The 21,720-nt window shown below is 72.2% G+C and carries 18 protein-coding genes; 10 read left to right on the top strand and 8 right to left on the bottom strand.

Features of this window, described 5'->3' with window-relative positions; translation table 11 throughout:
• The 3 genes from ACMCNO_RS00355 to ACMCNO_RS00345 are packed head-to-tail and all read right to left on the bottom strand — an operon-like array spanning window position 1 to window position 4,996.
• Window positions 1–1,227 carry a hypothetical protein gene (locus ACMCNO_RS00355; protein ID WP_412747430.1) on the bottom strand — a complete coding sequence of 409 codons (1,227 nt, stop codon included), beginning with the start codon at window positions 1,225–1,227 and terminating at the stop codon, window positions 1–3.
• 35 nt (window positions 1,228–1,262) lie between these two features.
• Complete coding sequence (locus ACMCNO_RS00350) at window positions 1,263–2,963, bottom strand: GTPase family protein (protein ID WP_412747429.1); 1,701 nt, start codon at window positions 2,961–2,963, stop codon at window positions 1,263–1,265.
• Window positions 2,960–4,996 carry an ABC transporter gene (locus ACMCNO_RS00345; protein WP_412747428.1) on the bottom strand — a complete coding sequence of 679 codons (2,037 nt, stop codon included), beginning with the start codon at window positions 4,994–4,996 and terminating at the stop codon, window positions 2,960–2,962. Before ACMCNO_RS00345 ends, ACMCNO_RS00350 begins: the two co-directional genes overlap by 4 nt.
• 384 nt (window positions 4,997–5,380) lie before the next feature.
• Between ACMCNO_RS00345 and dnaK the strand changes: the two genes are divergently transcribed.
• The 4 genes from dnaK (at window position 5,381) to ACMCNO_RS00325 (ending at window position 9,606) form a co-directional block, all read left to right on the top strand.
• Complete coding sequence (dnaK, locus tag ACMCNO_RS00340) at window positions 5,381–7,261, top strand: molecular chaperone DnaK (protein ID WP_412747427.1); 1,881 nt, start codon at window positions 5,381–5,383, stop codon at window positions 7,259–7,261.
• Window positions 7,258–7,875: a nucleotide exchange factor GrpE gene (gene grpE / locus ACMCNO_RS00335; protein WP_412747426.1), complete on the top strand. Its 618-nt coding sequence runs from the start codon at window positions 7,258–7,260 to the stop codon at window positions 7,873–7,875. The genes dnaK and grpE overlap by 4 nt, the downstream gene beginning before the upstream one ends.
• A 64-nt stretch (window positions 7,876–7,939) precedes the next feature.
• Entirely contained in the window at window positions 7,940–9,121 is a 1,182-nt protein-coding gene (gene dnaJ, locus ACMCNO_RS00330) for a molecular chaperone DnaJ (protein ID WP_412747425.1), read from the top strand.
• Window positions 9,122–9,165: 44 nt separating this feature from the next.
• Entirely contained in the window at window positions 9,166–9,606 is a 441-nt protein-coding gene (locus ACMCNO_RS00325; RefSeq protein ID WP_412747424.1) for a heat shock protein transcriptional repressor HspR, read from the top strand.
• A gap of 122 nt (window positions 9,607–9,728) precedes the next feature.
• Here ACMCNO_RS00325 and ACMCNO_RS00320 read toward each other — a convergent pair whose 3' ends face one another.
• From ACMCNO_RS00320 to ACMCNO_RS00305, 4 genes are all read right to left on the bottom strand, one after another.
• Window positions 9,729–10,175 (bottom strand): hypothetical protein, encoded by a 447-nt coding sequence (locus ACMCNO_RS00320; protein ID WP_412747423.1) that lies wholly within the window; start codon window positions 10,173–10,175, stop codon window positions 9,729–9,731.
• 185 nt (window positions 10,176–10,360) lie between these two features.
• On the bottom strand, window positions 10,361–11,569 hold the full coding sequence (locus ACMCNO_RS00315; RefSeq protein WP_412747422.1) for a cation:proton antiporter: 1,209 nt from the start codon (window positions 11,567–11,569) through the stop codon (window positions 10,361–10,363).
• Window positions 11,570–11,575: 6 nt separating this feature from the next.
• Entirely contained in the window at window positions 11,576–12,073 is a 498-nt protein-coding gene (locus ACMCNO_RS00310; RefSeq protein WP_412747421.1) for a cation:proton antiporter regulatory subunit, read from the bottom strand.
• 39 nt (window positions 12,074–12,112) lie between these two features.
• Window positions 12,113–14,218: an ATP-binding protein gene (locus ACMCNO_RS00305; RefSeq protein WP_412747420.1), complete on the bottom strand. Its 2,106-nt coding sequence runs from the start codon at window positions 14,216–14,218 to the stop codon at window positions 12,113–12,115.
• 281 nt (window positions 14,219–14,499) lie between these two features.
• Between ACMCNO_RS00305 and clpB the strand changes: the two genes are divergently transcribed.
• On the top strand, window positions 14,500–17,088 hold the full coding sequence (gene clpB / locus ACMCNO_RS00300; RefSeq protein WP_412747419.1) for an ATP-dependent chaperone ClpB: 2,589 nt from the start codon (window positions 14,500–14,502) through the stop codon (window positions 17,086–17,088).
• 56 nt (window positions 17,089–17,144) lie between these two features.
• On the opposite strand, the gene ACMCNO_RS00295 is transcribed toward clpB, so the two are convergent.
• Window positions 17,145–17,321, bottom strand: coding sequence for a hypothetical protein (locus ACMCNO_RS00295; protein ID WP_412747418.1), 177 nt, complete (start codon window positions 17,319–17,321; stop codon window positions 17,145–17,147).
• 343 nt (window positions 17,322–17,664) lie between these two features.
• Here ACMCNO_RS00295 and ACMCNO_RS00290 point away from each other — a divergent pair, with 343 nt between their 5' ends.
• From ACMCNO_RS00290 to ACMCNO_RS00270, 5 genes are all read left to right on the top strand, one after another.
• The gene (locus tag ACMCNO_RS00290; protein ID WP_412747417.1) at window positions 17,665–18,834 is read left to right on the top strand and encodes a hypothetical protein; all 1,170 of its coding nucleotides are present in this window, start codon (window positions 17,665–17,667) and stop codon (window positions 18,832–18,834) included.
• Between the two features lie 157 nt (window positions 18,835–18,991).
• Window positions 18,992–19,741, top strand: a complete 750-nt coding sequence (locus ACMCNO_RS00285; protein ID WP_412747416.1) for a hypothetical protein — start codon at window positions 18,992–18,994, stop codon at window positions 19,739–19,741.
• Window positions 19,742–20,114: 373 nt separating this feature from the next.
• Window positions 20,115–20,510 (top strand): hypothetical protein, encoded by a 396-nt coding sequence (locus ACMCNO_RS00280; protein WP_412747415.1) that lies wholly within the window; start codon window positions 20,115–20,117, stop codon window positions 20,508–20,510.
• A gap of 57 nt (window positions 20,511–20,567) precedes the next feature.
• Window positions 20,568–20,945 (top strand): ArsR/SmtB family transcription factor, encoded by a 378-nt coding sequence (locus tag ACMCNO_RS00275; RefSeq protein ID WP_014440216.1) that lies wholly within the window; start codon window positions 20,568–20,570, stop codon window positions 20,943–20,945.
• Window positions 20,946–21,043: 98 nt separating this feature from the next.
• Complete coding sequence (locus ACMCNO_RS00270) at window positions 21,044–21,715, top strand: class II aldolase/adducin family protein (RefSeq protein ID WP_412747414.1); 672 nt, start codon at window positions 21,044–21,046, stop codon at window positions 21,713–21,715.
• Window positions 21,716–21,720: the final 5 nt, after the last annotated feature.

The raw sequence follows: 21,720 nt of genomic DNA, 5'->3' as shown, positions 1-21,720 counted from the left end.
TCAGGACGGGTCGTCGTTCAGCCGGTGCCGGTTGGCGTCGATCCAGGCATCGATGGCCGCGGTGTCGTTCGGGTCGACGCCCTCGGAGATGAGCTGGGCCACCGCGGCGGTGGCCGGGCTGCGCCGTTCCCCGGTCGCGTAGAGGCGGACGAATTCGTCGATCATCTCCTCGACCACCGAGTTCGCCTGCTCGACCGCCGCGTCGGGCAGGCCGCGCCGCCGGGTCGCGTACGCCGACCAGGCCCGGGTGACCCGCGGCAGCATCGCGGCGTCGTCCATGTCCAACACGGCCCGGCGGTGCACCCAGTCCAGCAGGAACAGCCCGGCGACCGCGGGACTCCAGCGCAGCGGGTCGGCGCCGGGCAGGCTCATCGCGTGGTCGAGGATCAGGCTCAGGCAGAAGTGCAGTGAGGACAGCTCGTCGTCGCTCTGCATCCCGCTGAGCCCGCCCTTGCTCGCCTCGGGTGCGGAGAGGAAGTCGCGAATCAGCCGTTCACGGTCGGGATGGGACAGTTCGTGCGGCTCGGGCAGCGGCGGCGTGGTGGCGGCGGGCAGTAGCGCCAGCCGGGCCGCCGCCAGGGCGCGGTCGGTCGCCAGGGATCCGTCCGACGGCAGGTCGCTCAGGCCGTCCGTGATCCGCAGATGCCGGCCCACCTCGACCCGCACGCGGCCCGGATCCTCCTCGCGGAACCAGGTCAGCTCGTCGGTCGCGCACATGTCCCGGACCTGGCCGAGGATGGTCTGGGCCGACCCGCCCACGAAGACGTCCTTGGTGATGCCGATGTTGTGGTCGACCAGCGCCACGACCGCATGGTCCGGGCCGCCGTCCCGGCCGTCCTCGTACGCGAACGTGATCAGATAGGAGGTCTGATCGCCGTACACGTCGCCGTACGCGTAGCAGCCGGTCGGATGGACCCGGCCGAGTTGCGCGCTCCACGCCGGGGCCTGCGGGCCGGGCCGGACGTCGGCGGCTCCCGCGGCGTCCGGGACCAGGGTGGCGAAGACCTCGCGGATCGTGGTGGCCGACGCGGTGCGGCGGCGGGCGGTCGCGGTGAGGAAGCGGCCGACGAACTCGCGTACGGCCGCGGCGCGGTCCTGCTCGGCGACCGCGTAGACGCTGCCCAGCAGGGCCGTGCCGAGCATCTCGGCGTCCAGGGCGCAGTCCAGCTTCGCCACGTCGCGGGCAGCGTGCAGGACCGCTTCGTACGGAGTCTGGGGTGCCGCCATGCCGCTCAGCGTACCGGTCCGGGCGCGCTGTGCAGCTAGTCGGAACGCACCGCGATGAGCGCCTCCCGCGCCTGCGCGTACCCGTTGAGCACCTCGCGGACGGGCGCCACGACGTACTCCCGGGCCACCTCGGTGACCGCCACCCGCAGGCGCTGCTCGGCCCGCCGCCGGGCGCGCCGGGCACCCACGGCGATCACGGGCTTCAGCAGCCACGCCAGCAGCACACCGAGGATCAACCCGCCGAGCAGCAGCAACGTCGGCAGTGGCACCGTGCCCACGGTCGGATGGTGCGGCTGCGGCAGGCCGAGCGCGCGCAGCGCGTACCCGGTGATCAGCCAGCCGAGGCCGGCCAGCGCGGCCAGGGTGAGCAGCCACTGCAGCAGGCCGGCGGCCCGCCACCACAAGGGGGTGCGGCCCAGGCCGAGATCGGTGGCGGCGACCGCCCGGTCCAGCGCGTCCGGCAGATCGCCGGCGCGCGAGCGCGCGGCGGTGTGCAGCGGCGGTGCCCACACCGCGGGCAGCGCCGCGGCGGCCCGCGTCGCGACGGCCCGCACACTGAGGGTCACCGCAGCGCGCTGCGCCGCACTAGCCTCCGGCAGGGAGGTACGGGCAACCGGCGCGGGCGCGTCCGTGCCCGGGTTGTCGCCCTGGTCCGAGGGTGGGCTGCCCAGGTGCAGCCGCCGCAGCGGGTCCGGTCGCAGGCGGCTCAGCCCGCGCACCAGCGGCCAGCCCGTGCTGGCCACGGCCCGGTGCCGGTACGCGTTACCCGCCGCCTCGGCCACCGCGGGCACCCCGGCCGAGGCGGCGAGGGAGCCGGCGAGCTGGCGTACGGTGGCCCGGTCCACTTCGTCCTCGGCGGCCGGTGGCCCCATGGTGGCCGCCAGCTGCTCGCCCACGGTATCCAGGTCACCGGCGAGCCGGCGCAGCGCGGCCTGCCGCCCGGCCACGGTCTGCTCCAGGGCGGCCCGCAGGTCGGCCAGCATCCCCGGCTGCTTCGCGGAGGTGGCCAGGACGGGCGCGCCGCCCAGGCCGTCCAGGTCGAGCAGGCGGGTGAGGTCGGCGACGACCAGGTCGGTGTCCGAGGAGGACAGCCGGTCGGCCTGGTTGAGCACCACGATGGTGATGTCCGCGTGCCGCCGGAACTGCCGCAGGTACGCCTCGTGCAGGATGCGGTCGCCGTACTTCTGCGGGTCGACCACCCAAATCACCAGGTCGACCAGGCCCAGCAGCCGGTCCACCTCCAGCCGGTGGCCGCGCTCGACCGAGTCGAAGTCCGGCAGGTCCAGCAGCACGAGGCCGTGCAGGGTTGCCTCGTCGTCGCCGTCGAGGGCGCTCTCGCGCAGGAACCGTTGCCGGGGCAGCACGCCGATCCAGTCGAGCAGCTTGGCGGCCGGTTCCAGCGGGCCCCAGACGCACGCGTGGGCGACGCCGGTGGTGGGGCGGCGCACGCCGACGGGCGACAGCTTGAGCCGGGCCAGCGCGTTGAACAGGCTGGACTTGCCGCTGCCGGTGCTGCCCGCGAGCGCGACGACGGTGTGTTCCCGGGACAGGGCGAGCCGGTTGCCCGCGCGTTCGACCAGGGTGTGTGCGGCCACCAGATCGTGGTCCGGCAGGTACGGGTCGACCGCGCGCAGGAACCGCTTCAGCGCGTCGAGCCGGTCTGCGGTCCGTGCCGCGTCCGCCTCCGGCTGGTCGTCGCCGGTCAGCGCGTCGCGGACCCGGTCCACCAGGTTCACGGCGTACCCGCCTCGGCGGGTGTCGGGACGGTCAATGCGAGATCCTCCCGGGCGCTCTCCACGTCGGTGGCGGCCCGGCGCAGTGCGGCGCCGGGCTCGGGGTCCAGGCCGGTGGCGGCGGTCCGGTCGCGGTACCGGGCGGCCTCGGCGTCCAGCAACGCCTCCACCCGGGACAGCAGGTCCGCACGCGCCCGGGTGGCCAGGGTACGGATCGCCTGGTCGCCGAAGAGAGCCTCGAGCACCTTCTGGGCGGCCACTGTGGTGCCTGCGCCGACGGCGACCTCGAGTCCGGTGGGGATGAATGCGGTCGCGGTGAACACCGCGACCATCACGGCCAGTCCGGCGCCGTTCACCGCGTACGCGGCCCCGCGGGCGGTGGCCCGCTTGTCTCCGCCCTCGGTGCGCACCAGGTCGAGCACGGACTGCTGCCAGTCCCGGATCACCCGTTCCGCCCGCTCGGGGAGGTCGGGGGAGGGCTGCTGCAGTTCGGGGGCCAGCAGCGCGACCCCGGCCGGATGCGCCTGCCAGGCCGCGTACGCCTGCTCGGCGGCGTCGGCGGCGAGGCCGCGCAGCAGCGTCACCAGCTGGGATTCCAATGCCATCTGCAGGTTCTGCCCCGGGGCGGGGCGGCCCGTGACGGCGGAGACGATCCGGTCCCGCAGCTGGCCGACGCGCGACTCCAGGCTGCGCAGGAACTCGCCGGTGCCGAGGAACTCCTGCCAGCGGGCGAGCACCTCCCCGCGGAGCAGGCGCCCGTCGCGCAGCCCGTCCTCGACCGCCCGCCGCGCCGTCCGGTACGCCGCGGCGACCCGCTCGTCCAGCGACACCGCGGCGGCGGCCTGTTCGTCGGCCGCGGCCGCCAGGCCCTCCACGGCGGGGCGCAATGCCGCCAGGGCCCCGTCCAGGGTCTGCCGCACGACCGTGGCACGGGCGGTCGCATCCGCGGCGAGCTGCGCGAACCAGTCGCGCAGCGGCCGGACGACGTCCTCGGCCAGCAGGCCCTGACCGTCGAGGGAGGTCTCGGGCAGGACGAACAGCGGCGCGGCCGCCATGTCGTGCGCGGCGAGCATCTCCCGCAGGTGCGCGGAGACCTCACCGGCGGCCTCGTCCGGCACCCGGTCGAGCACGAGTGCGATCACGGTGCCGCGCAACCGCGCGGTGGTGAGCAGCTCCCACGGGACCGCGTCGGCGTACCGGGCGGCCGTGGTGACGAACAGCCACAGGTCCGCCGCGGCCAGCAGCTGGGCTGCCAGGGCCCGGTTCCGGTCCACGACGGAGTCGATGTCCGGCGCGTCCAGCAGGGCCAGCCCCGCGCCGAGGGCGGGCGCGGCGACGAGCTGCAGCGCGCCCGGGTCCGAGGTGGACTCGGCGGTACGCGTCAGCCCCGGCAGCAGCTCTCCCTGGCGAAACCAGGCGAGGTCGGCCGAGTGGCTGACCAGCACGGGGGAGCGGGTCGTCGGCCGCAGCACGCCGGCCGGGCTGACCGGCGCCCGGACCAGGCTGTTGACCAGGGTGGACTTTCCCGCGCCGGTGGAGCCGCCGACCACGACCAGCAAGGGGGCGTCGAGCCGGGTGAGCCGGGGCAGCAGGTAGTCGTCGAGCTGGGAGACGAGGGCGGCGCGGACCCGTCCGGCCTCGTCGGCCGACGGCATGACCAGCGGGTACGCCGTACTCTCGAGGGTCTTCCGGAGCTGGGTGAGCGCGGTCGCGAGCCTCCGGACGGCGGCGGGTGGCTCGGCGGCGGCCGGCGTGGTGGGCGCCGTGTTGTCTCCCGCCGCCGGTTGTGCGTCGCCGCCCGCTCGGTCTCCGGGCTGGGCATCCCCGAGCTCAGCAGGCTGATCCCCACCCTCGGCGGGCTGGGTGCCGCTGGGCTGGGCGTCACGGGGCTGGACGTCACGGGGCTGGGCGTCACGGGGCTGGCTGTCGCTGGGCGGGGCGTCGCGGGGCGGAGAGTCCGGAAGCGGGGCGTCGTCGAGCCCGGCCGCGTCCGGGGCCGGTTCGGTCGGCGGTTGCGGTCCGGCTGCGTCACTCATGTCTGTCGATGTCTCGACCGGGGCCGTGTTCCTTCGGGCGGTGGCCTCCGTCACCCGCACCTTGGGCTTTCTTCCGGCGGTGGGACCTTCGAGGTCTGGTGCGGGGGCGACGGCGGGCAGGGCCGACGGTCCGACCGCGTCACCGTGCGTCGTCACGGGTAAAGCGTGCCCGATCTATGCAACGCAGACAACAGGTGCCGCCCGGCCGTGACCGGACAGGTATGTCCCTTCCCTGGACTTGCGCGGGGTAGGCTCAAGTCCGACTTGACGGTTGCCCCTGGCGTGGCATCATTGAGTCCGATCCACTCAACTTGAGAGCGCATCCCTCGGGCAGCGCCCAACGGCCCGGGGACAACCAGGCCCGCAAGAAGCGAGGAAGCGAACATGGCACGTGCGGTCGGCATCGACCTCGGCACCACGAACTCCTGCGTCAGCGTTCTGGAGGGCGGCGAGCCCACCGTCATCGCGAACGCCGAGGGCTCCCGGACGACTCCGTCGATCGTCGCCTTCGCGCGCAACGGCGAGGTGCTCGTCGGTGAGGTCGCCAAGCGCCAGGCGGTGACGAACCCCGACCGGACCATCCGTTCGGTGAAGCGGGAGATCGGCACGACCTGGTCGATCGACATCGACGGCAAGAAGTACACCCCGCAGGAGATCTCGGCGCGGGTGCTGATGAAACTCAAGCGCGACAGCGAGGCGTACCTGGGCGAGCAGGTCACCGACGCGGTGATCACCGTCCCGGCGTACTTCAACGACGCCCAGCGGCAGGCCACCAAGGAGGCCGGCGAGATCGCGGGCTTCAACGTCCTGCGCATCGTCAACGAGCCCACGGCGGCCGCCCTCGCGTACGGGCTGGACAAGGGTTCCAAGGAGCAGACCGTCCTGGTGTTCGACCTCGGCGGCGGCACCTTCGACGTCTCGCTGCTGGAGCTGGGTGAGGGCGTCATCGAGGTCAAGTCGACCTCCGGTGACAACCACCTCGGCGGCGACGACTGGGACCAGCGGATCATCGACCACCTGGTCAAGACGTTCCGCGGCGAGCACGGCATCGACCTGGGTCAGGACAAGATGGCGCTGCAGCGGCTGCGTGAGGCCGCCGAGAAGGCCAAGATCGAGCTGTCCGCCGCCACCACCACCAGCATCAACCTGCCGTACATCACGGCCGGCCCGTCGGGCCCGCTGCACCTGGACATGAACCTGACCCGCGCCGAGTTCCAGCGCATGTCGCAGGACCTGCTGGACCGCTGCAAGGGGCCGTTCGAGCAGGCGATCAAGGACGCCGGGATCAAGGTCGCCAGCGTCGACCACGTGATCCTGGTCGGCGGTTCGACCCGGATGCCCGCGGTGAGCGACCTGGTCCGCCAGCTCACCGGCAAGGAGCCCAACAAGGGCGTGAACCCGGACGAGGTCGTCGCCGTGGGCGCCGCCCTGCAGGCCGGCGTGCTCAAGGGTGAGGTCAAGGACGTCCTGCTGCTCGACGTGACCCCGCTGTCGCTGGGCATCGAGACCAAGGGCGGCATCTTCACCAAGCTGATCGAGCGCAACACCACGATCCCGACCAAGCGTTCCGAGGTCTTCACCACGGCCGACGACAACCAGCCGTCCGTGCTGATCCAGGTCTTCCAGGGCGAGCGGGAGATCGCGGCGTACAACAAGAAGCTCGGCACGTTCGAGCTGACCGGCCTGCCGCCCGCGCCCCGCGGCGTGCCGCAGATCGAGGTCACCTTCGACATCGACGCGAACGGCATCGTGCACGTGGCCGCCAAGGACATGGGTACGGGCAAGGAGCAGAAGATGACGATCACCGGCGGCTCCGCGCTGCCGAAGGACGACATCGAGCGCATGATGCGCGACGCTCAGGACCACGCCGACGAGGACAAGAAGCGGCGCGAGGACGCGGAGACCCGCAACCTGGCCGAGCAGCTCCAGTGGCAGACCGAGAAGTTCCTGGCCGAGAGTGGCGACAAGCTGCCCGAGGACACCAAGGGCAAGATCAGTGATGCACTCGGCGACCTGCGCAGCGCGCTCGGTGGCACGGACATCGACAAGATCAAGTCCGCGCACGAGGAGCTGGCCAAGGTCTCCCAGGAGGCCGGTTCGCTGCTCTACGCCCAGCAGAGTGCGGAGGGCGCCGAGGGCGGTGCCGGTGCCGGTGCGGGCGGCGAGCAGGCCAGCTCCGGTGCGGGTGCGGGTGCGGCCGGTGCCGGTGCCGGTGGCGCCGACGACGTGGTGGACGCCGAGATCGTGGAGGACGACAAGAAGTGAGCACCGCGGACGACGAGAACGAACCTCAGGCGGCAGAACGCGTCGTCATCCGCGACCGGCGCAAGATCGACCCGAGCGCGAAGGACTCCGCCGCCACGGCCGCCAAGGCCAAGGAGTCCAGCGGCGGGGGCGCGCACCGGGCTCCGGGGCAGGAGGACGACGACGCCGCGGGTGCCTTCGGTGCCGAGCTGGGGGCGCTGCGTACCGACCTGGAGGAGCGCACCCGCGACCTCCAGCGGGTGACCGCCGAGTACGCCAACTACCGCAAGCGGGTCGACCGCGACCGGGGCGCGGCGGCCGAGCAGACCATCGGTTCGGTGCTCACCTCGCTGCTGCCGATCCTGGACGACCTCGACCGGGCCCGGGAGCACGGCGACCTGGTCGGGCCGTTCGCGACCGTCGCCGAGGCGCTCACCGCCGCGCTGGGCAAGTACGGGCTGGCGGCCTTCGGCGAGAAGGGCGATCCGTTCGACCCGACGCGGCACGAGGCGGTCGCGCACCAGATGTCCGCGGACGTCACGGAGCCGACCTGCATCGAGGTCATGCGTCGCGGCTACACGCTGGGCGAGCGGCTGCTGCGGCCCGCCCTGGTCGCGGTCGCCGACCCCGCATGAAGGTTGTAGGAGTCCCGTCCGCCGCGAGGCGGGCGGGACCGTCGGGTTGGAGGGGGTGGACTAGATGAGTTCGAAGGACTGGCTGGAGAAGGACTTCTATGCCGTTCTCGGGGTGGGCAAGTCCGCCTCCGCCGACGACATCAAGAAGGCGTACCGCAAGCTCGCCCGCCAGTTGCACCCCGACCACAATCCGGGCAACCACGAGGCGGAGGAGAAGTTCAAGGCGGCCTCCGAGGCGTACGACGTGCTGTCGGACGACAAGAAGCGCAAAGAGTACGACGAGATGCGCTCGCTGTTCGGCTCCGGTGCGTTCCGCCGTGGCGCCCGACCGGGCGGTGCGCAGTTCGACCCGTCGGACCTGTTCGGCAACTTCGGCGGCGCCGGTGCCCCCGGTGGTCCGGGTGACCGCAGGTTCGGCGGCGCCGGCTTCTCGGACATCTTCAGCTCGATCTTCTCCGGCGGGGGTGCCGGTCCCCGGCGTGGTCCGCAGCGCGGCCGCGACGTCGAGGCCGAGGTGACCCTCGACTTCGCGCACGCGGTGCAGGGCACCACGCTGCCGCTGACCCTGCGTTCGCCCGGGGTCTGCGACACCTGCCACGGCAACGGGGCCAAGCCGGGGACGATGCCCCGGACCTGTCCGGCCTGCCACGGTTCCGGCCTGATCTCCCGCAACCAGGGTTCGTTCAGCTTCTCCGAGCCGTGCCGGGAGTGCCAGGGCGCAGGCACCATCGTCGACGTCAAGTGTCCCGAGTGCCGCGGCACCGGCGGGGTCACGAAGAACCGGACGATCAACGTACGCTTCCCCGCCGGGGTCGCGGACGGCCAGCGGATCCGGCTCTCCGGCCGGGGTGAGCCGGGTGAGCGCGGCGGCCCCGCGGGCGACCTGTACGTGCAGGTCAAGGTGCGCCCGGACGACCTGTTCGGGCGCAGCGGAGATGACCTCACGCTCACCGTGCCGATCACCATCGCCGAGGCGGTGCTCGGCACCGACCTGCCCGTGCCGACCTTGGACGGCACGGTGACGCTGCGGGTGCCGCCGGGCACGCCGAGCGGCCGCAAGCTGCGGGCCCGCGGCAAGGGGGTCGCGCGCCGCGACGCCCCGGCCGGGGACCTGCTGGTCACGGTCGAGGTGCAGGTGCCCTCGACGATCTCCGACGAGGCGCGGGACGCGTTGGAGACGTTCGCCAAGCTCACCCCGCCCGCCGGGCGGGATCGCATCGAGGCGCGACGGCGCCGCTTCGGGTAGGACGGGTCGGCGGTTCGGGTGGACCGGACAGCAGGAGGTGGCACATGTACGAAGAGGTCGAGATCTCGGTGGAGCAGGCCTCCGACGCGAAGGTCCTGATCATTTCCGTGGCGGCCCGGCTCGCCGGGATGCACCCGCAGACCCTCCGGCAGTACGACCGGCTCGGGCTGGTGCAGCCCGGCCGGGCCGGGGGCGGCGGCCGCCGGTACAGCGAGCGGGACGTCGCGCTGCTGCGGGAGGTGCAGAAGCTCAGCCAGGATGAGGGCGTCAACCTCGCCGGCATCAAGCGGATCATCGGGCTGGAGCAGCTCGTGGCGGACCTCCAGCAGCGGATCCTCGACCTGGAGAGCCAGCTGGACGACGCGTACACCAGGATCGCCCAGCTGGAGGCGGTCGGGCCGTACCCCGGGCGGGACCTGGTCCGTCAGGACCGTCCGTCGACCGCCTTAGTGGTGTGGCGCCCGCGCCGCAGCGCCGACCGCTGACGCGATACGGCGGCGGCCCCGGGTGACTCCGGGGGCGCCGCCGTATCGTCGCGCGGCGGAGCGCAGCCGCACGTCCGGGAGGTCTCCGGCGCCATCACCCGCGCGCCGTGGCCCGGGAGCGGTCAGCGGCGGCCGAACAGGCCCAGCCGACGCGGATGCCGGACCAGGCCGCCCTCGATCCACTCCTGGTATTCGAACAGTTCCGGCCGGGTCATCAGGACCCGGCAGTTGTGCGCCCAGATCGACATCGGCTCGTCGCCGACCTCCTCGGCGCGCTCGATGTACTTCTTGAGTCTGCGCTTGCGCTGGCTGGACGCGTTCGGGCGGACGCCGTCGGCCGCGTAGATGTACATGCAGTGCAGCGCGAACCGGCGAGCCGGGCATTGGCGGTCCATCGCCAGCTCGAACAGGGTCGGTGCCAGCACGTCGCCCGCGATGAGCAGATCCCAGTCGGGCGGCATCGCGTCCAGCGGAACGGCCTCCGGGTGGTACGCCCATGCCTGCAGTTCTTCTGGCCGCGGATCAACCGGGTTGGCGAATCCGAAGAATGTCGACTCACGCACGCTCACGCCGCCGCCCTCGCCCTGCCCTGTAACGCACGGCGCACCACGCCGTGAACTGCCTCAATAACACGAAGTTGTCGCCGCGACACGGTAGCGCGACCAAACCGCGCTGCGGAAGGCCCCAGGATCACATTCCGGTACTGAGAAGTAGCAATGCGCTGCGTGCCGGCGCGGAAGGCGGCGGGCAGCGCTCAGTCGCCGGTCGGCAGCGGCTCCGGTGGGCGCCGGGTGGCACCCATCCGCCGCCGCACCGCCGTCTTGAACCACGCGTAGTCGGGCAGTCGCGCCAGCAGCGGTCCGCTGACGACCGTGATGAGCACGTACGCGGTGGCCAGTGGCGCCAGCCTCGGCTCCAGCCCCGAGGCGACCGCCAGCCCCGCGATGACGATCGAGAACTCGCCGCGGGGAATGAGGGCGAGCCCCGCCCGCAGCCGCCCGGGCAGGGCGATGCCGACCCGGCGGGCAGCCAGATACCCGGTCAGGATCTTCGTGGCCGCGGTGATCGCCGCGAGCCCGAGCGCGGGCAGCAGGACGGCCGGCATGTCCGCCGGGTTCGTGGAGAGTCCGAAGAACACGAAGAACACGGCCGCGAACAGGTCCCGCAGCGGCGTCAGGATCTGCGTGGCGTGGTGGGCGACCGGCCCGGACAGGGCGATGCCGACGAGGAACGCACCGACGGCGGCCGACACGTTGAGCCGGGCGGCCACCCCCGCCACGAACAGCGTCAGGCCCAGCACGCTGAGCAGCAGTGCCTCCGGGTCGCGTACGGACATGAAGCTGGAGATGGCGTTGCCGAACTTCAGCGCCACCAGCAGCACGGCGGCCACCGTGGCGAGCGCGATGGCGAGGGCCTGGACGCCGCCGAGCACGCCCATCCCGGCCAGCAGCGCGGTGACCAGCGGCAGGTAGAAGGCCATCGCAAGGTCCTCGATGACCAGCACCGACAGGATGACCGGGGTCTCCCGGTTGCCGAGGCGGCCCAGGTCGCCGAGCACTTTGGCGATCACCCCGGACGAGGAGACCCAGGTGATGCCGCCCAGCACGACGGCCGCTTCCAGGCTCCAGCCGAGCAGCAGCGCGAACCCCACCCCCGGCAGGGCGTTGAGTACGCCGTCGATGACCCCGGCGGGCGCGGCCGCGCGCAGGTTGCCGACCAGTTCGGTCGCCGAATACTCCAGGCCGAGCATGACCAGCAACAGCACGACCCCGATCTCGGCGCCGATCGCGATGAACTCCTCGCTGGCCGAGAGCGGGACCAGGCCGCCGTGGCCGAAGAACAGCCCGGCCAGCAGGTACAGCGGGATCGGGGACAGCCCGACCCGCCGCCCCAGCCGGCCGAGCATGCCGAGCGCGAACAGCACCGCGCCGACTTCGACGAGCAGGACCGCGGTGTCGTGCACGGCGCGTCAGTCGCCGTTCTCGCCGGCCAGGATGGCGGTGACGCCGTCGAGGCCCTGGCGGGTGCCGACCACGACGACCACGTCGTTCGCCTCGAAGATGAAGGACGGCCCGGGCGAGGCGATGACCTCGCGGTCGCGCAGCACGGCCACGATCGAGGCGCCCGTACGGGTGCGGGCGCGGGTGTCGCCCAGCCGGCGGCCGACGAACATCGAACCGGCCGGGATCGCCACCTGCTCGGTGAGCAGGCCGGCCGCCTGCTGGCGCAGGCCGGACAGCTGGCCCAGCATCAGCGAGGCGCCGAGCACGTCGGCCAGCGCCTCCGCCTCGTCGTCGGTGAGCGGGATCGAGGCGAGGCTGGCGTCGGGATCGTCCACGTCGTAGAGGACGAGGTCGCGGCGACCGTTGCGGTGCGAGACCACCCCAACCGTACGGCCGGACGACGTGACCAGGTCATGCCGGACACCGATGCCCGGGAGGGGGGTCTGCTCTACCCGTACGCGCACCCGACCACCGTATCGGACCGCACTGCGCCCGGTGTCTGCTCAGGTGTGCGCGGGCACCCGGTCGGCGATGCGCGGCGCCGCCGCGGTGGTGGGCAGCGCGAACGGCTCAGCGTCCGGATCGCGGGTCGCGGATGCCGGGTCGGCCGCGGGCAGGGTGACCGTGAAGCGGGAGCCGCCGCCGGGATTGTCGTCGGCGGTGATGGTGCCGCCGTGGCGGGTGACGATGCGGTGGCAGATGGCCAGGCCGAGGCCGGTGCCCGCGTAGTCGGCACCGGAGTGGGCGCGGTGGAAGTCGTCGAAGATGGCCTCGTGCTGTCCGGCGGGAATGCCGATGCCGTTGTCGGCGACGGTGACCTCGACCATGTCGCCGCGCCGTCGGCTGGTGATCGTCAGGCGGGGCGTGACGCCGGGCTCCGTGTACTTGATCGCATTGCCGATGAGGTTGTCCAGCAGCTGCCGGACAGCTCCCGCGTCGGCCTGCACCGGGTCGAGCCGGGCCAGGGCGACCTGCGGGGCGGGGCGCCCGTCGGCGACGGCGGCGTCGGCGCGGGCGCTGGTGATGTCGGCGACCAGGCCGGTGAGCTCGACCCGGGCGGGGGCGAGTTCGGCGTCGCGGGCGGCGGTGTACGACAGCAGGTCGGTGATGAGCCCGCGCATGCGGGTGGCGGCGCGGGAGACCCGGCTGAGGCCGTCCCGGGAACGGCCGATCGCGGGCTGCTCGGCGTCGAGGGCGTCCGTGGCGACCTCGGTCCAGCCCTCGACGGCGGTCAGCGGGCTCTGCAGGTCGTGCGCGACGGCGCCGGCGAAGTTGGCGAGCTGGTCGCGGTGGCGGCGTTCCGCGGTGACGTCGTGGTAGAGCACGACCGCGCTGTGGCAGCCGTACCCGCTGGGCAGCGGCGTGGCGGTGACCTGGACGATCCGGGCGTCGTGCTCGCCGGGCCTGTGCACGAGCAGGTCGTCGCCCTCGACGTGGGCGCCGGCCAGGGCCCGGGTGTGCGGCAGTGCCTCGGTGGCGACCGGCGTGCCGTCGAGGTGGCGCAGCCGCCGGTGGGCGTCGCCGACCACGCTGACCTCGCCCAGCAGGCGTACCGCGGCTCGGTTGCGCAGCACGACCCGGCCGCTGGCGTCGACCACGGACAGGCCGTCGCCCATCGAGTCGATGATCGTGCTCAGCAGGGTGGCGTGCTCCCGGGCCTGCGTGCGCTGGCCGGCGAGTTCGCGGAGCAGGCTCGCGCGCTCGTCACGTTCGAGGGCCAGGCCCAGCGCGCCGATCGCGATCCCGGCGACGAGCAGGTGCGCGATCACCGCGCGCAGGTGCGGGTCGGCGATCGTGGCCAGGGCGCCGTCTCCGCGCAGGGTGAGTACGATCACGACCCCACCGAGCACCAGGTTGTGCAGCACCACGAAACCGGTACGCAGCCGGAAGGCGGCCCAGGTGGTCACCGCGATCAGCGGCAGCCCGTTCTGGTACGCGAACCCGATCAGGTAGGCGCCTGCCGAGCAGGACGCCACGATCAGGTACTCGGCGACCCGCCGCCCGGACGTCGAGCGGAGTTCCCGGCGCGCGTTGCACAACCAGCCGGCCACCGACCCGTGCCGGTCCCGGAAGGCACCGACGGCGGGACCGAACCACAGTCCGGCCGCGCCGATCACGACCACGCTGGCGACGTCGCGGATGATCAGGCCGAGGAACGACGCGGAGAGCTGCCCGGTGACCAGCCACATCCCCGCCTGGCAGGTGATCGCCCCGGCGACCACCGCGACCGTGGCCAGGCCCAGCACACCCGCCAGGTCCCTGGGGGTGGACAACCGCAGGTTCCCGCCGGCACTCGGACGGCGCCGGGCCACCAGCGCGGTGAAGACGATCACCTGCACGAGGTTGGCCAGCGCGAGGGCGGCGCCCAGGGCCGGGCCGGCCCCCGTGACCGCGTTGCCGATCAGGCCGATCGTGACGAGGGCCAGGGCGTCCACCCAGCGCAGGCGAGCGCGGCGCTGGGCGCCGAACCAGACGAGGGCGACCCCGGCGGCGGGCCACAGCAGGGCCAGGCGACTGCCGCTGATCACGGTCATCCGCCCGGCGACGAACGCGACCGCGTAGATCGCGGCGAACCCGGCCGACCGCAGCAGCGAGACCCTGACGCTCATCGGGTGCACCGAACCCTCGGCCACGCGGGCTTCGCCCGCTACGTTGCCCAGCACGCTCACGCGTCGCCTTCCCCCGGTTCCGGAAAATGTCCGACATCCCTATCGACCGGTCGTCCGGGGCGCTGAGCGCCGACTTGAGGAATCCGCCGGCGATGTGACGACGGTCACCAGGCCCGCACACCGTCCCATTGTCGGGGTGGACGGCCGGTCTTAAGGTTGAGTGGAATACGCTCAAGTCTGCGGGCGCTGTACCCGGGCGGAACCACCGATCAGGGGAGCACATGAACGCCGAACGCCTCACCACCAAGAGCCGCGATGTGATCACCGGTGCGGTCGCCTCCGCCAGTACGCGCGGGCACGCCTCGGTCGAACCGTGGCACCTGCTGCTGTCACTGCTGGACACCGGCGGCTCGACCGCCCCCGGACTGCTGCGCGCGGTCGGCGCGAACCCGGCCGACATCCGTCGCGGGGCGGTCCGCGCGGTGGAGCAGATCCCGTCCGCCCGCGGCGCCAGCATCGCCGAGCCCAGCCTGTCCCGCGAGTTCGTCAACGCCATCGGCGAGGCCGAGCTGATCGCCAAGCCGCTCGGCGACGAGTACGTCTCCACCGAGCACCTGCTGGCCGGGCTGGCCCGGGTGGGCGGCGCGGTCGGCAAGGCGCTGCGCGACGCGGGCGCCACCGAGGAGACGCTGGTCGCGGCGTTCCCCTCGGTGCGCGGCGGCGAGCGGCGGGTGACGACCCAGGACCCGGAGCAGACGTACCAGGCGCTGGAGAAGTACAGCGTGGATCTCACCGCGCTGGCCCGCGAGGGCAAGATCGACCCGGTGATCGGCCGGGACACCGAGATCCGCCGGGTCGTGCAGGTGCTCTCGCGCCGTACGAAGAACAATCCGGTTTTGATCGGCGAGCCCGGTGTCGGCAAGACCGCGATCGTCGAGGGCCTGGCCCAGCGGATCGTGGCCGGGGACGTCCCCGAGACCCTGCGCGACAAGAAACTGGTCTCGCTCGACCTGGGCGCCATGGTCGCCGGGGCGCAGTACCGCGGCCAGTTCGAGGAGCGGCTCAAGAGCGTCCTCGAGGAGATCCGCAACTCCAACGGCCAGGTGGTCACGTTCCTCGACGAGCTGCACACGGTGGTCGGCGCCGGCAAGGGCGAGGGCTCGATGGACGCCGGCAACATGCTCAAGCCGATGCTGGCCCGCGGCGAGCTGCGCATGGTCGGCGCGACAACGCTGGACGAGTACCGCGAGCACATCGAGAAGGACCCCGCCCTGGAGCGGCGCTTCCAGCCCGTCGTGGTCGGCGAGCCCACGGTCGAGGACACCATCGGCATCCTGCGCGGCCTCAAGGGCCGGTACGAGGCCCACCACCGGGTGCAGATCACCGACGCGGCCCTGGTGGCGGCCGCCAGCCTGTCGGACCGCTACATCAGCGACCGGTTCCTGCCGGACAAGGCCATCGACCTGATCGACGAGGCCGCCTCCCGGCTGCGCATGGAGATCGACTCCCGGCCGGTGGAGCTGGACCAGCTCCAGCGGCAGGTCGACCGGATGCGGGTCGAGCGGCTGGCGCTGGGCAAGGAGACCGACCCCGCCTCGGTCGCCCGCCTGGAGCGCCTGGAACGCGACCTGGCCGATCGGGAGGAGGAGCTGACCGCGCTGACCGCCCGCTGGGAACGCGAGCGCGGCGGCCTCAACCGGGTCGGCGAGCTGAAGAAGCGGCTCGACGAGGCCCGCGTCGAGCTGGAACGCGCGCAACGCGACGCCGAGTGGGAGCGGGCGTCCCGGCTGCAGTACCAGGAGATTCCCGCGCTGGAGCTGGAGCTGGCCAGCGCGTCGGAGGCCGAGGAGGAGAAGGCCGAGCCGCCCATGGTCAAGGAGGAGGTCGGCGCGGACGACATCGCCGAGGTGATCTCCTCGTGGACCGGCATCCCGGCCGGCCGGATGATGGAGGGCGAGACCGCCAAGCTGCTGCGCATGGAGGATTCGCTCGGGGCCAAGGTGGTCGGTCAGCGCGAGGCGGTCGAGGCGGTCTCCGGTGCGGTGCGCCGAGCCCGGGCCGGCGTCGCCGACCCGGACCGGCCCACCGGCAGCTTCCTGTTCCTCGGCCCCACCGGCGTCGGCAAGACCGAGCTGGCCAAGGCGCTCGCGGGGTTCCTCTTCGACGACGAGCGGGCCATGGTCCGCATCGACATGAGCGAGTACGGCGAGAAGCACTCCGTCGCCCGCCTCGTCGGAGCCCCGCCCGGGTACGTCGGCTACGAGGAGGGTGGCCAGCTCACCGAGGCGGTCCGGCGCCGGCCGTACTCCGTGGTGTTGCTGGACGAGGTGGAGAAGGCCCACCCGGACGTGTTCGACGTGCTGTTGCAGGTCCTCGATGACGGGCGGCTCACCGACGGCCAGGGCCGTACGGTCGACTTCCGCAACGCGATCCTCATCCTGACCTCCAATTTGGGCTCGTCGGTGATCTCCGACTTCACCCTGAGCGAGGAACAGCGGCGCGACGAGGTGATGGCGACCGTACGGGCGCACTTCAAGCCCGAGTTCCTCAACCGGCTCGACGACATCGTGGTGTTCCACGCACTGACCGCGCAGGACCTGGCGGCCATCGTGGACATTCAGCTCGGCCGGTTGCGCAGCCGGCTGGCGGAGCGTCGGCTGAGCCTGCAGGTCACCGACGCCGGGGTGCACTGGCTCGGCGAGCACGGCTACGACCCGATCTACGGTGCCCGGCCGCTGCGTCGCCTGGTCCAGTCGGCGATCGGTGACGCGCTGGCGAAGGCGCTGCTGGCGGGCGAGATCGTCGACGGCGACACCGTGCTGGTCGACCTCAACGACGCCAAGGACGGCCTGTCGGTGAGCCGCGGGTAGGACCCGAGAACGGGCGAGGGCCCCGCCGGTGCGGCGGGGCCCTCGCCACGTACGGATCAGTTCTTCGGTTTCCCGCGCCGGTAGGCGTGGGTCATCAGAATGTCCGTGAGGGAGTGTTCCCCCTCGTTGGACCAGATCCGGATGCCGTCGCGGATCAGTTGATAGCGGACGTCGGTATACCGGGTTTTCGTGTCGTCATGGTGCACGACGGTCAGCGTGTCGGCGTGTGGCATGGGACTCACCGGTCCTTGTCAGGTCTGGGGCGGCCGCGGCATGGTCACGCGGCTCGCGTAATGGGGAAGGTGCCCGGATCCGGTCAGCCTGGGCCCCGGCGGTCTGTGGGCGGGGGCGGCGACGCGGTCGGACAACGGGCGCCGTCAGGGAGGTCTCCAGCCGACGAGGCGCCACGAGTACGGAGTTTACGTGCCTGGAGTTGACGCTGTCGCCCCTCGATCGAGCGATCCGGTCCGCACCCGCCCGATTCGCTCCGTTGGCGTCCTTCGTTACGGTGCGCGGATCCGCGGTCGCGGGCGTAGCGTCCGAACGGTACCGTCAGTGGATCAAGGAGGGATCTCCGTGGCCGTTCCCATGTATCCACAAGCACCTGCGCCGAAGACTCGACCGGCGCTCGTCACCATCTCGTCCTACCTGCTGTACGCGACCGCAGCGCTGTCGCTGATCGGGGCGGTGATCGGGCTCAGCAGCGCCGGGACCATGTCCGAGGTCTACCGCGAGGCGTACCGGGGCACCGCGGCCGAGGGCACCGAGACCGTGGCCGTGGTGGCCAGCGTGATCGGAATCGTGGTCAATGTGCTGTTCGCCGCGGGTCTCGCCGTGCTGGCGATCTTCAACGGCCGGGGCCGCAACGGGTCCCGGATCACGACCTGGGTGCTCGGTGGCATCGCGTTGTGCTGCAGCGGGGTGGGGCTGGCCGGGACGGCGGTCTCCAGCTCGTTGAACGTCGACACCGGCGGCGGCTCCACCGGGCCCAGCGCGCGCGAGCTGGAGCGCCGGCTCAATGAGGCGCTGCCCTCCTGGTACGCGCCGGTCACGACCATCCTCTCGGTGCTGATGCTGCTGACCCTGCTGGGCGCGCTGGTGCTGCTGGCGCTGCCCGCGTCGAACGCGTACTTCCGCGCGGCGCAGCCGGCCTGGGATCCGTCGCAGCCATATCCCGCCTACCCGGGGTATCCCGGGGCGCAGCCGCCGTATCCGGGCCAGCAGCCGTATTCCGCACAGCCACCCGGCCAGCCGTTCCCGGGCCAGCCGTTCCCGGGCCAGCCGTTCCCGGGCCAGCCACTGCCCGGCCAGCCACTGCCCGGCCAGCCACTGCCCGGCCAGCTGCCATATCCCGGTCAGGCACCTGCTGCGGGTGGGCTGGGTTACCCCGGCCAGGCGGCCTATCCCGGGATCGGTCAGCCGACGGGTCCGGCTCCGGAGGCGATTCCGCCGGTGGTGCCGACGCCGCCGGAGGCGACCCAGCCGTCCTGGGGCCAGGCCGACCCGTCCTGGGGCCAGGCCGACGCGGCGCCTCCGCCTTCGACCGGGTGGGAACAGCCGCCGTCGCCTGGTGCGGCGCCGGGCACGACCTCGCCGGACACCCCAGCGCAGGCTTCGCCGGCTGACAAGGCGCCCGCCGGCAACTCACCCGCAGACGACTCGACCGGCGACAGTTCGCCGTCCGGCGACGCGACCGAGAGCGACGACCGGCCGGGACCGCCCGCCGATCCCACCACCCGGCCCTGAGCAGCGGAGGCCGGCCCTGAGCAGCGGAGGCCGGCCCTGAGCAGCGGAGGCCGGCGCTGAGCAGCGGAGGCCGGCCCTGAGCAGCGGAGGAAGGTCAGCGGCGGAGCCCTCCCCCGGGTAGGTTCGGGGCGCAACGCATCACCCGGGGAGCCGTCACATGTCGTACCCAGTCCCGCCCGCCGCCGTGTCCACGGCCGCGACGGCCGTTCCCTCGCGCCGTAGGCCGATCTCGGTGACGCTCGCGGCGGTGCTGCTCGGCCTGATGGCCCTGGGCGGCCTCGCGTACGCGATCACCACGATCGCGCTCGCCCCGGGAATCGTGAGCCGGTTCCGCGACGCCGCGCAGGGGGCTGCCGACGCGGAGGTCGACGGCTTCGTGACCGTGGTGTGGATCGGTGCCGCGGTCGGCGCGGTCGTCGCGGTGATCCTCTTCGCGCTGTGCGTGGTGTTGGCGCTCGGGCTGCGCCGGGGCAGCAACGCGGCGCGGATCGGCACCTGGATCGTGTCCGGCCTGGGGGTGCTGGCGGGGTGCGGCTCCCTGGCCACGGTGCTGGTGCAGCGCAGTGGCGAGGGGGATCCGGGGTCGCTCGGTGCGGCGCTCAGCGGGGCGTACCCGGATGGGTGGATCGGCCTGAACGTGGGCGTGGCGGTCGCCCAGACGGTGGGCTACCTGATCGTGGCGGTGCTGTTGCTGGCCGCTCCCGGGTCGTTCTTCGGCCGGGCCGGGGCCTCCGCTGCCGGAGCCGCGCAGGGTGCCGGCCCGCCGTACGGTCCCGGTGTGCTCGTCGGCCACGGAGCGCCGTATGGGGCGGCCGGGCCGACATATGCCCCTGGTTACCCGCCGGTTGTATCCATAACGCCCACGCCGGGGCAGGACGACGAATTCTGGTCCCGTCCGTCGAGTTGATCGGCCCACGCATCGACGTTTGTGGGTCACCCGAACGGGTATCGTTTGGCGCCGAAGGACAAGCCTGCGCCGACTGTCCGGATGTCTTCCGCAGGTCGGCTCGGGGTCGTTCCGCCCACTGGATGGACAGATGTTTGTCAATGTTGTGTAAGTGCTGAGGATTCGATCTGAGGACGCTGGGTACAGGCGGATAACCCGGCGGTCGTACGAAAACCCCCTTTGAGCTGCTTCTATGGATGCGGGGACCCATTGGACGACCCTACTGTAAACAACGCTTACAGATCGAGGATGGCAATGCCGAGGGTCTATAGTTCCCTTTCGGCCCCGGCAGGGCGGAACGTTCCCTTCCCTTCCAGCCAGTACCCTCGATGTCATGGAAGCGCACCACGACCTGCGTAAATTCATCACTGAAACGACCGTCGCGCAGAGTCGTCGCGTGCTTTCATCGGGTCGTGCAGCGTTGTGTGACGGTGGCGATCCGGACAGTGCGACCACGCGCCACAGCGCGGTTGTACGAATGCGGAGTGTGTCGATCCAAAGGGGCGCGGATCGACACATCGACAATGTGGGGCGTCTCACTCCCCGGGTGTGGATCGAGAGCCCGACAGCGATGGACAGCGACCAGACGGCTGCTGAGGCGTTGCAGGAGGCAGGGACCGAAGTCGGTGTCGAGGTAATGGTCGATCGGCGAACTGAAGCGACCGCCCGGGTCGCCGGCTTGGCGTACCGATCGGCTGACCCGACGACCGATCTCGGCCTTACGGCCTGAAAGTTAGCCGGTTCGTTCCTGCCCACATGCAGGAGAATCGATGCAGTTGGTGGAAGGATGGAGATCGTGGGAACTGCGTTGGCGGAAATGACAATGCCTCAGATCTCGCCGCTTGCCGGCGAGCCAATTGAACGTGCTGACGCCGAGCGACTGGCGGGAGTGCTCAAAGCACTCGCCGACCCCGCGCGGCTACGTCTGCTCAGCCTCATTCAGTCCGCAACGGACGGCGAGGCGTGCGTCTGTGATCTGACCGCCCCACTGGGTCTGTCACAGCCGACCGTCAGCCACCACTTGCGGATCCTGACCGAGGCGGGTCTGCTGGAACGTGAGAAGCGCGGTGTCTGGGCGTACTACCGCCTGGTGCCGACCGCCATCGCGACCATCGCCGACCTGCTGACCCCGCCGCGCAAGCGGGCCACGAAGAAGGCGCGCTGACCGGAAGCCGACGCCTGGCGTCACCTCGACCAGCGTGACGCCAGGCTGGATCGCGAGACCTCCAACAAGTCCACCCCCGAGGACCCGAGGAGCTACCGGTGAACTACGTGCCTGGTGACCTGCGCGACCAACTCGCCCATGTGGGCTACGACGTCGTCCAGGCCGGCCTGGTCTGCGGGTCGGGTGGCAACCTGTCCGCGCGCGTGCCCGACGACGACGCCTGCTGGGTCACCGGTGCCGGTGCCTGGCTGGACCGGCTCAGCCGGGTGACCTTCGCGGGGGTACGGATCTCCGACGGCTCGCCGACGGTGATCGGGGCCGTCCCGTCGGGCGTCGCCCCGACCAGTGAACTCCCCCTGCACCTGGCGTTGTACCGGGCCCGGCCCGACGTGAACGCCATCGTCCACCTGCATCCCCAGACCGTGCTGCTGCTCGACGCGCTGGCCGAACACGTCCGTCTCGTCACCACCGACCACGCGTTCTACCTGCGCCGGGTCGTCACGGTGCCGTTCCGCCTGCCCGGCGGGCGCGAGCTCGCCGCGTTGACCGCGGCCATGGCGGCCGACGGCACCGACTGCCTCGTACTCAGCCAGCACGGCTGCGTGGTGATGGCCGACAGCGTCGAACTGGCCCACAAACGGGCCAGGAACCTGGAGGAGGCGGCCGGGCTGACCTACCGGGCGCTGGCCGCGGGGCGTCTGGATCGGCTCCGCGAATGCCCCCAGGAGTTCCTGGACCGCCTCGCCGGTTCGGCCCCCGTGACGGTCTGACCGCC

The organism is Krasilnikovia sp. M28-CT-15 (assembly GCF_047159595.1).
Taxonomy (GTDB): Bacteria; Actinomycetota; Actinomycetes; order Mycobacteriales; family Micromonosporaceae; genus Actinoplanes.
This window is presented reverse-complemented; position numbering and strand designations above follow the sequence as displayed.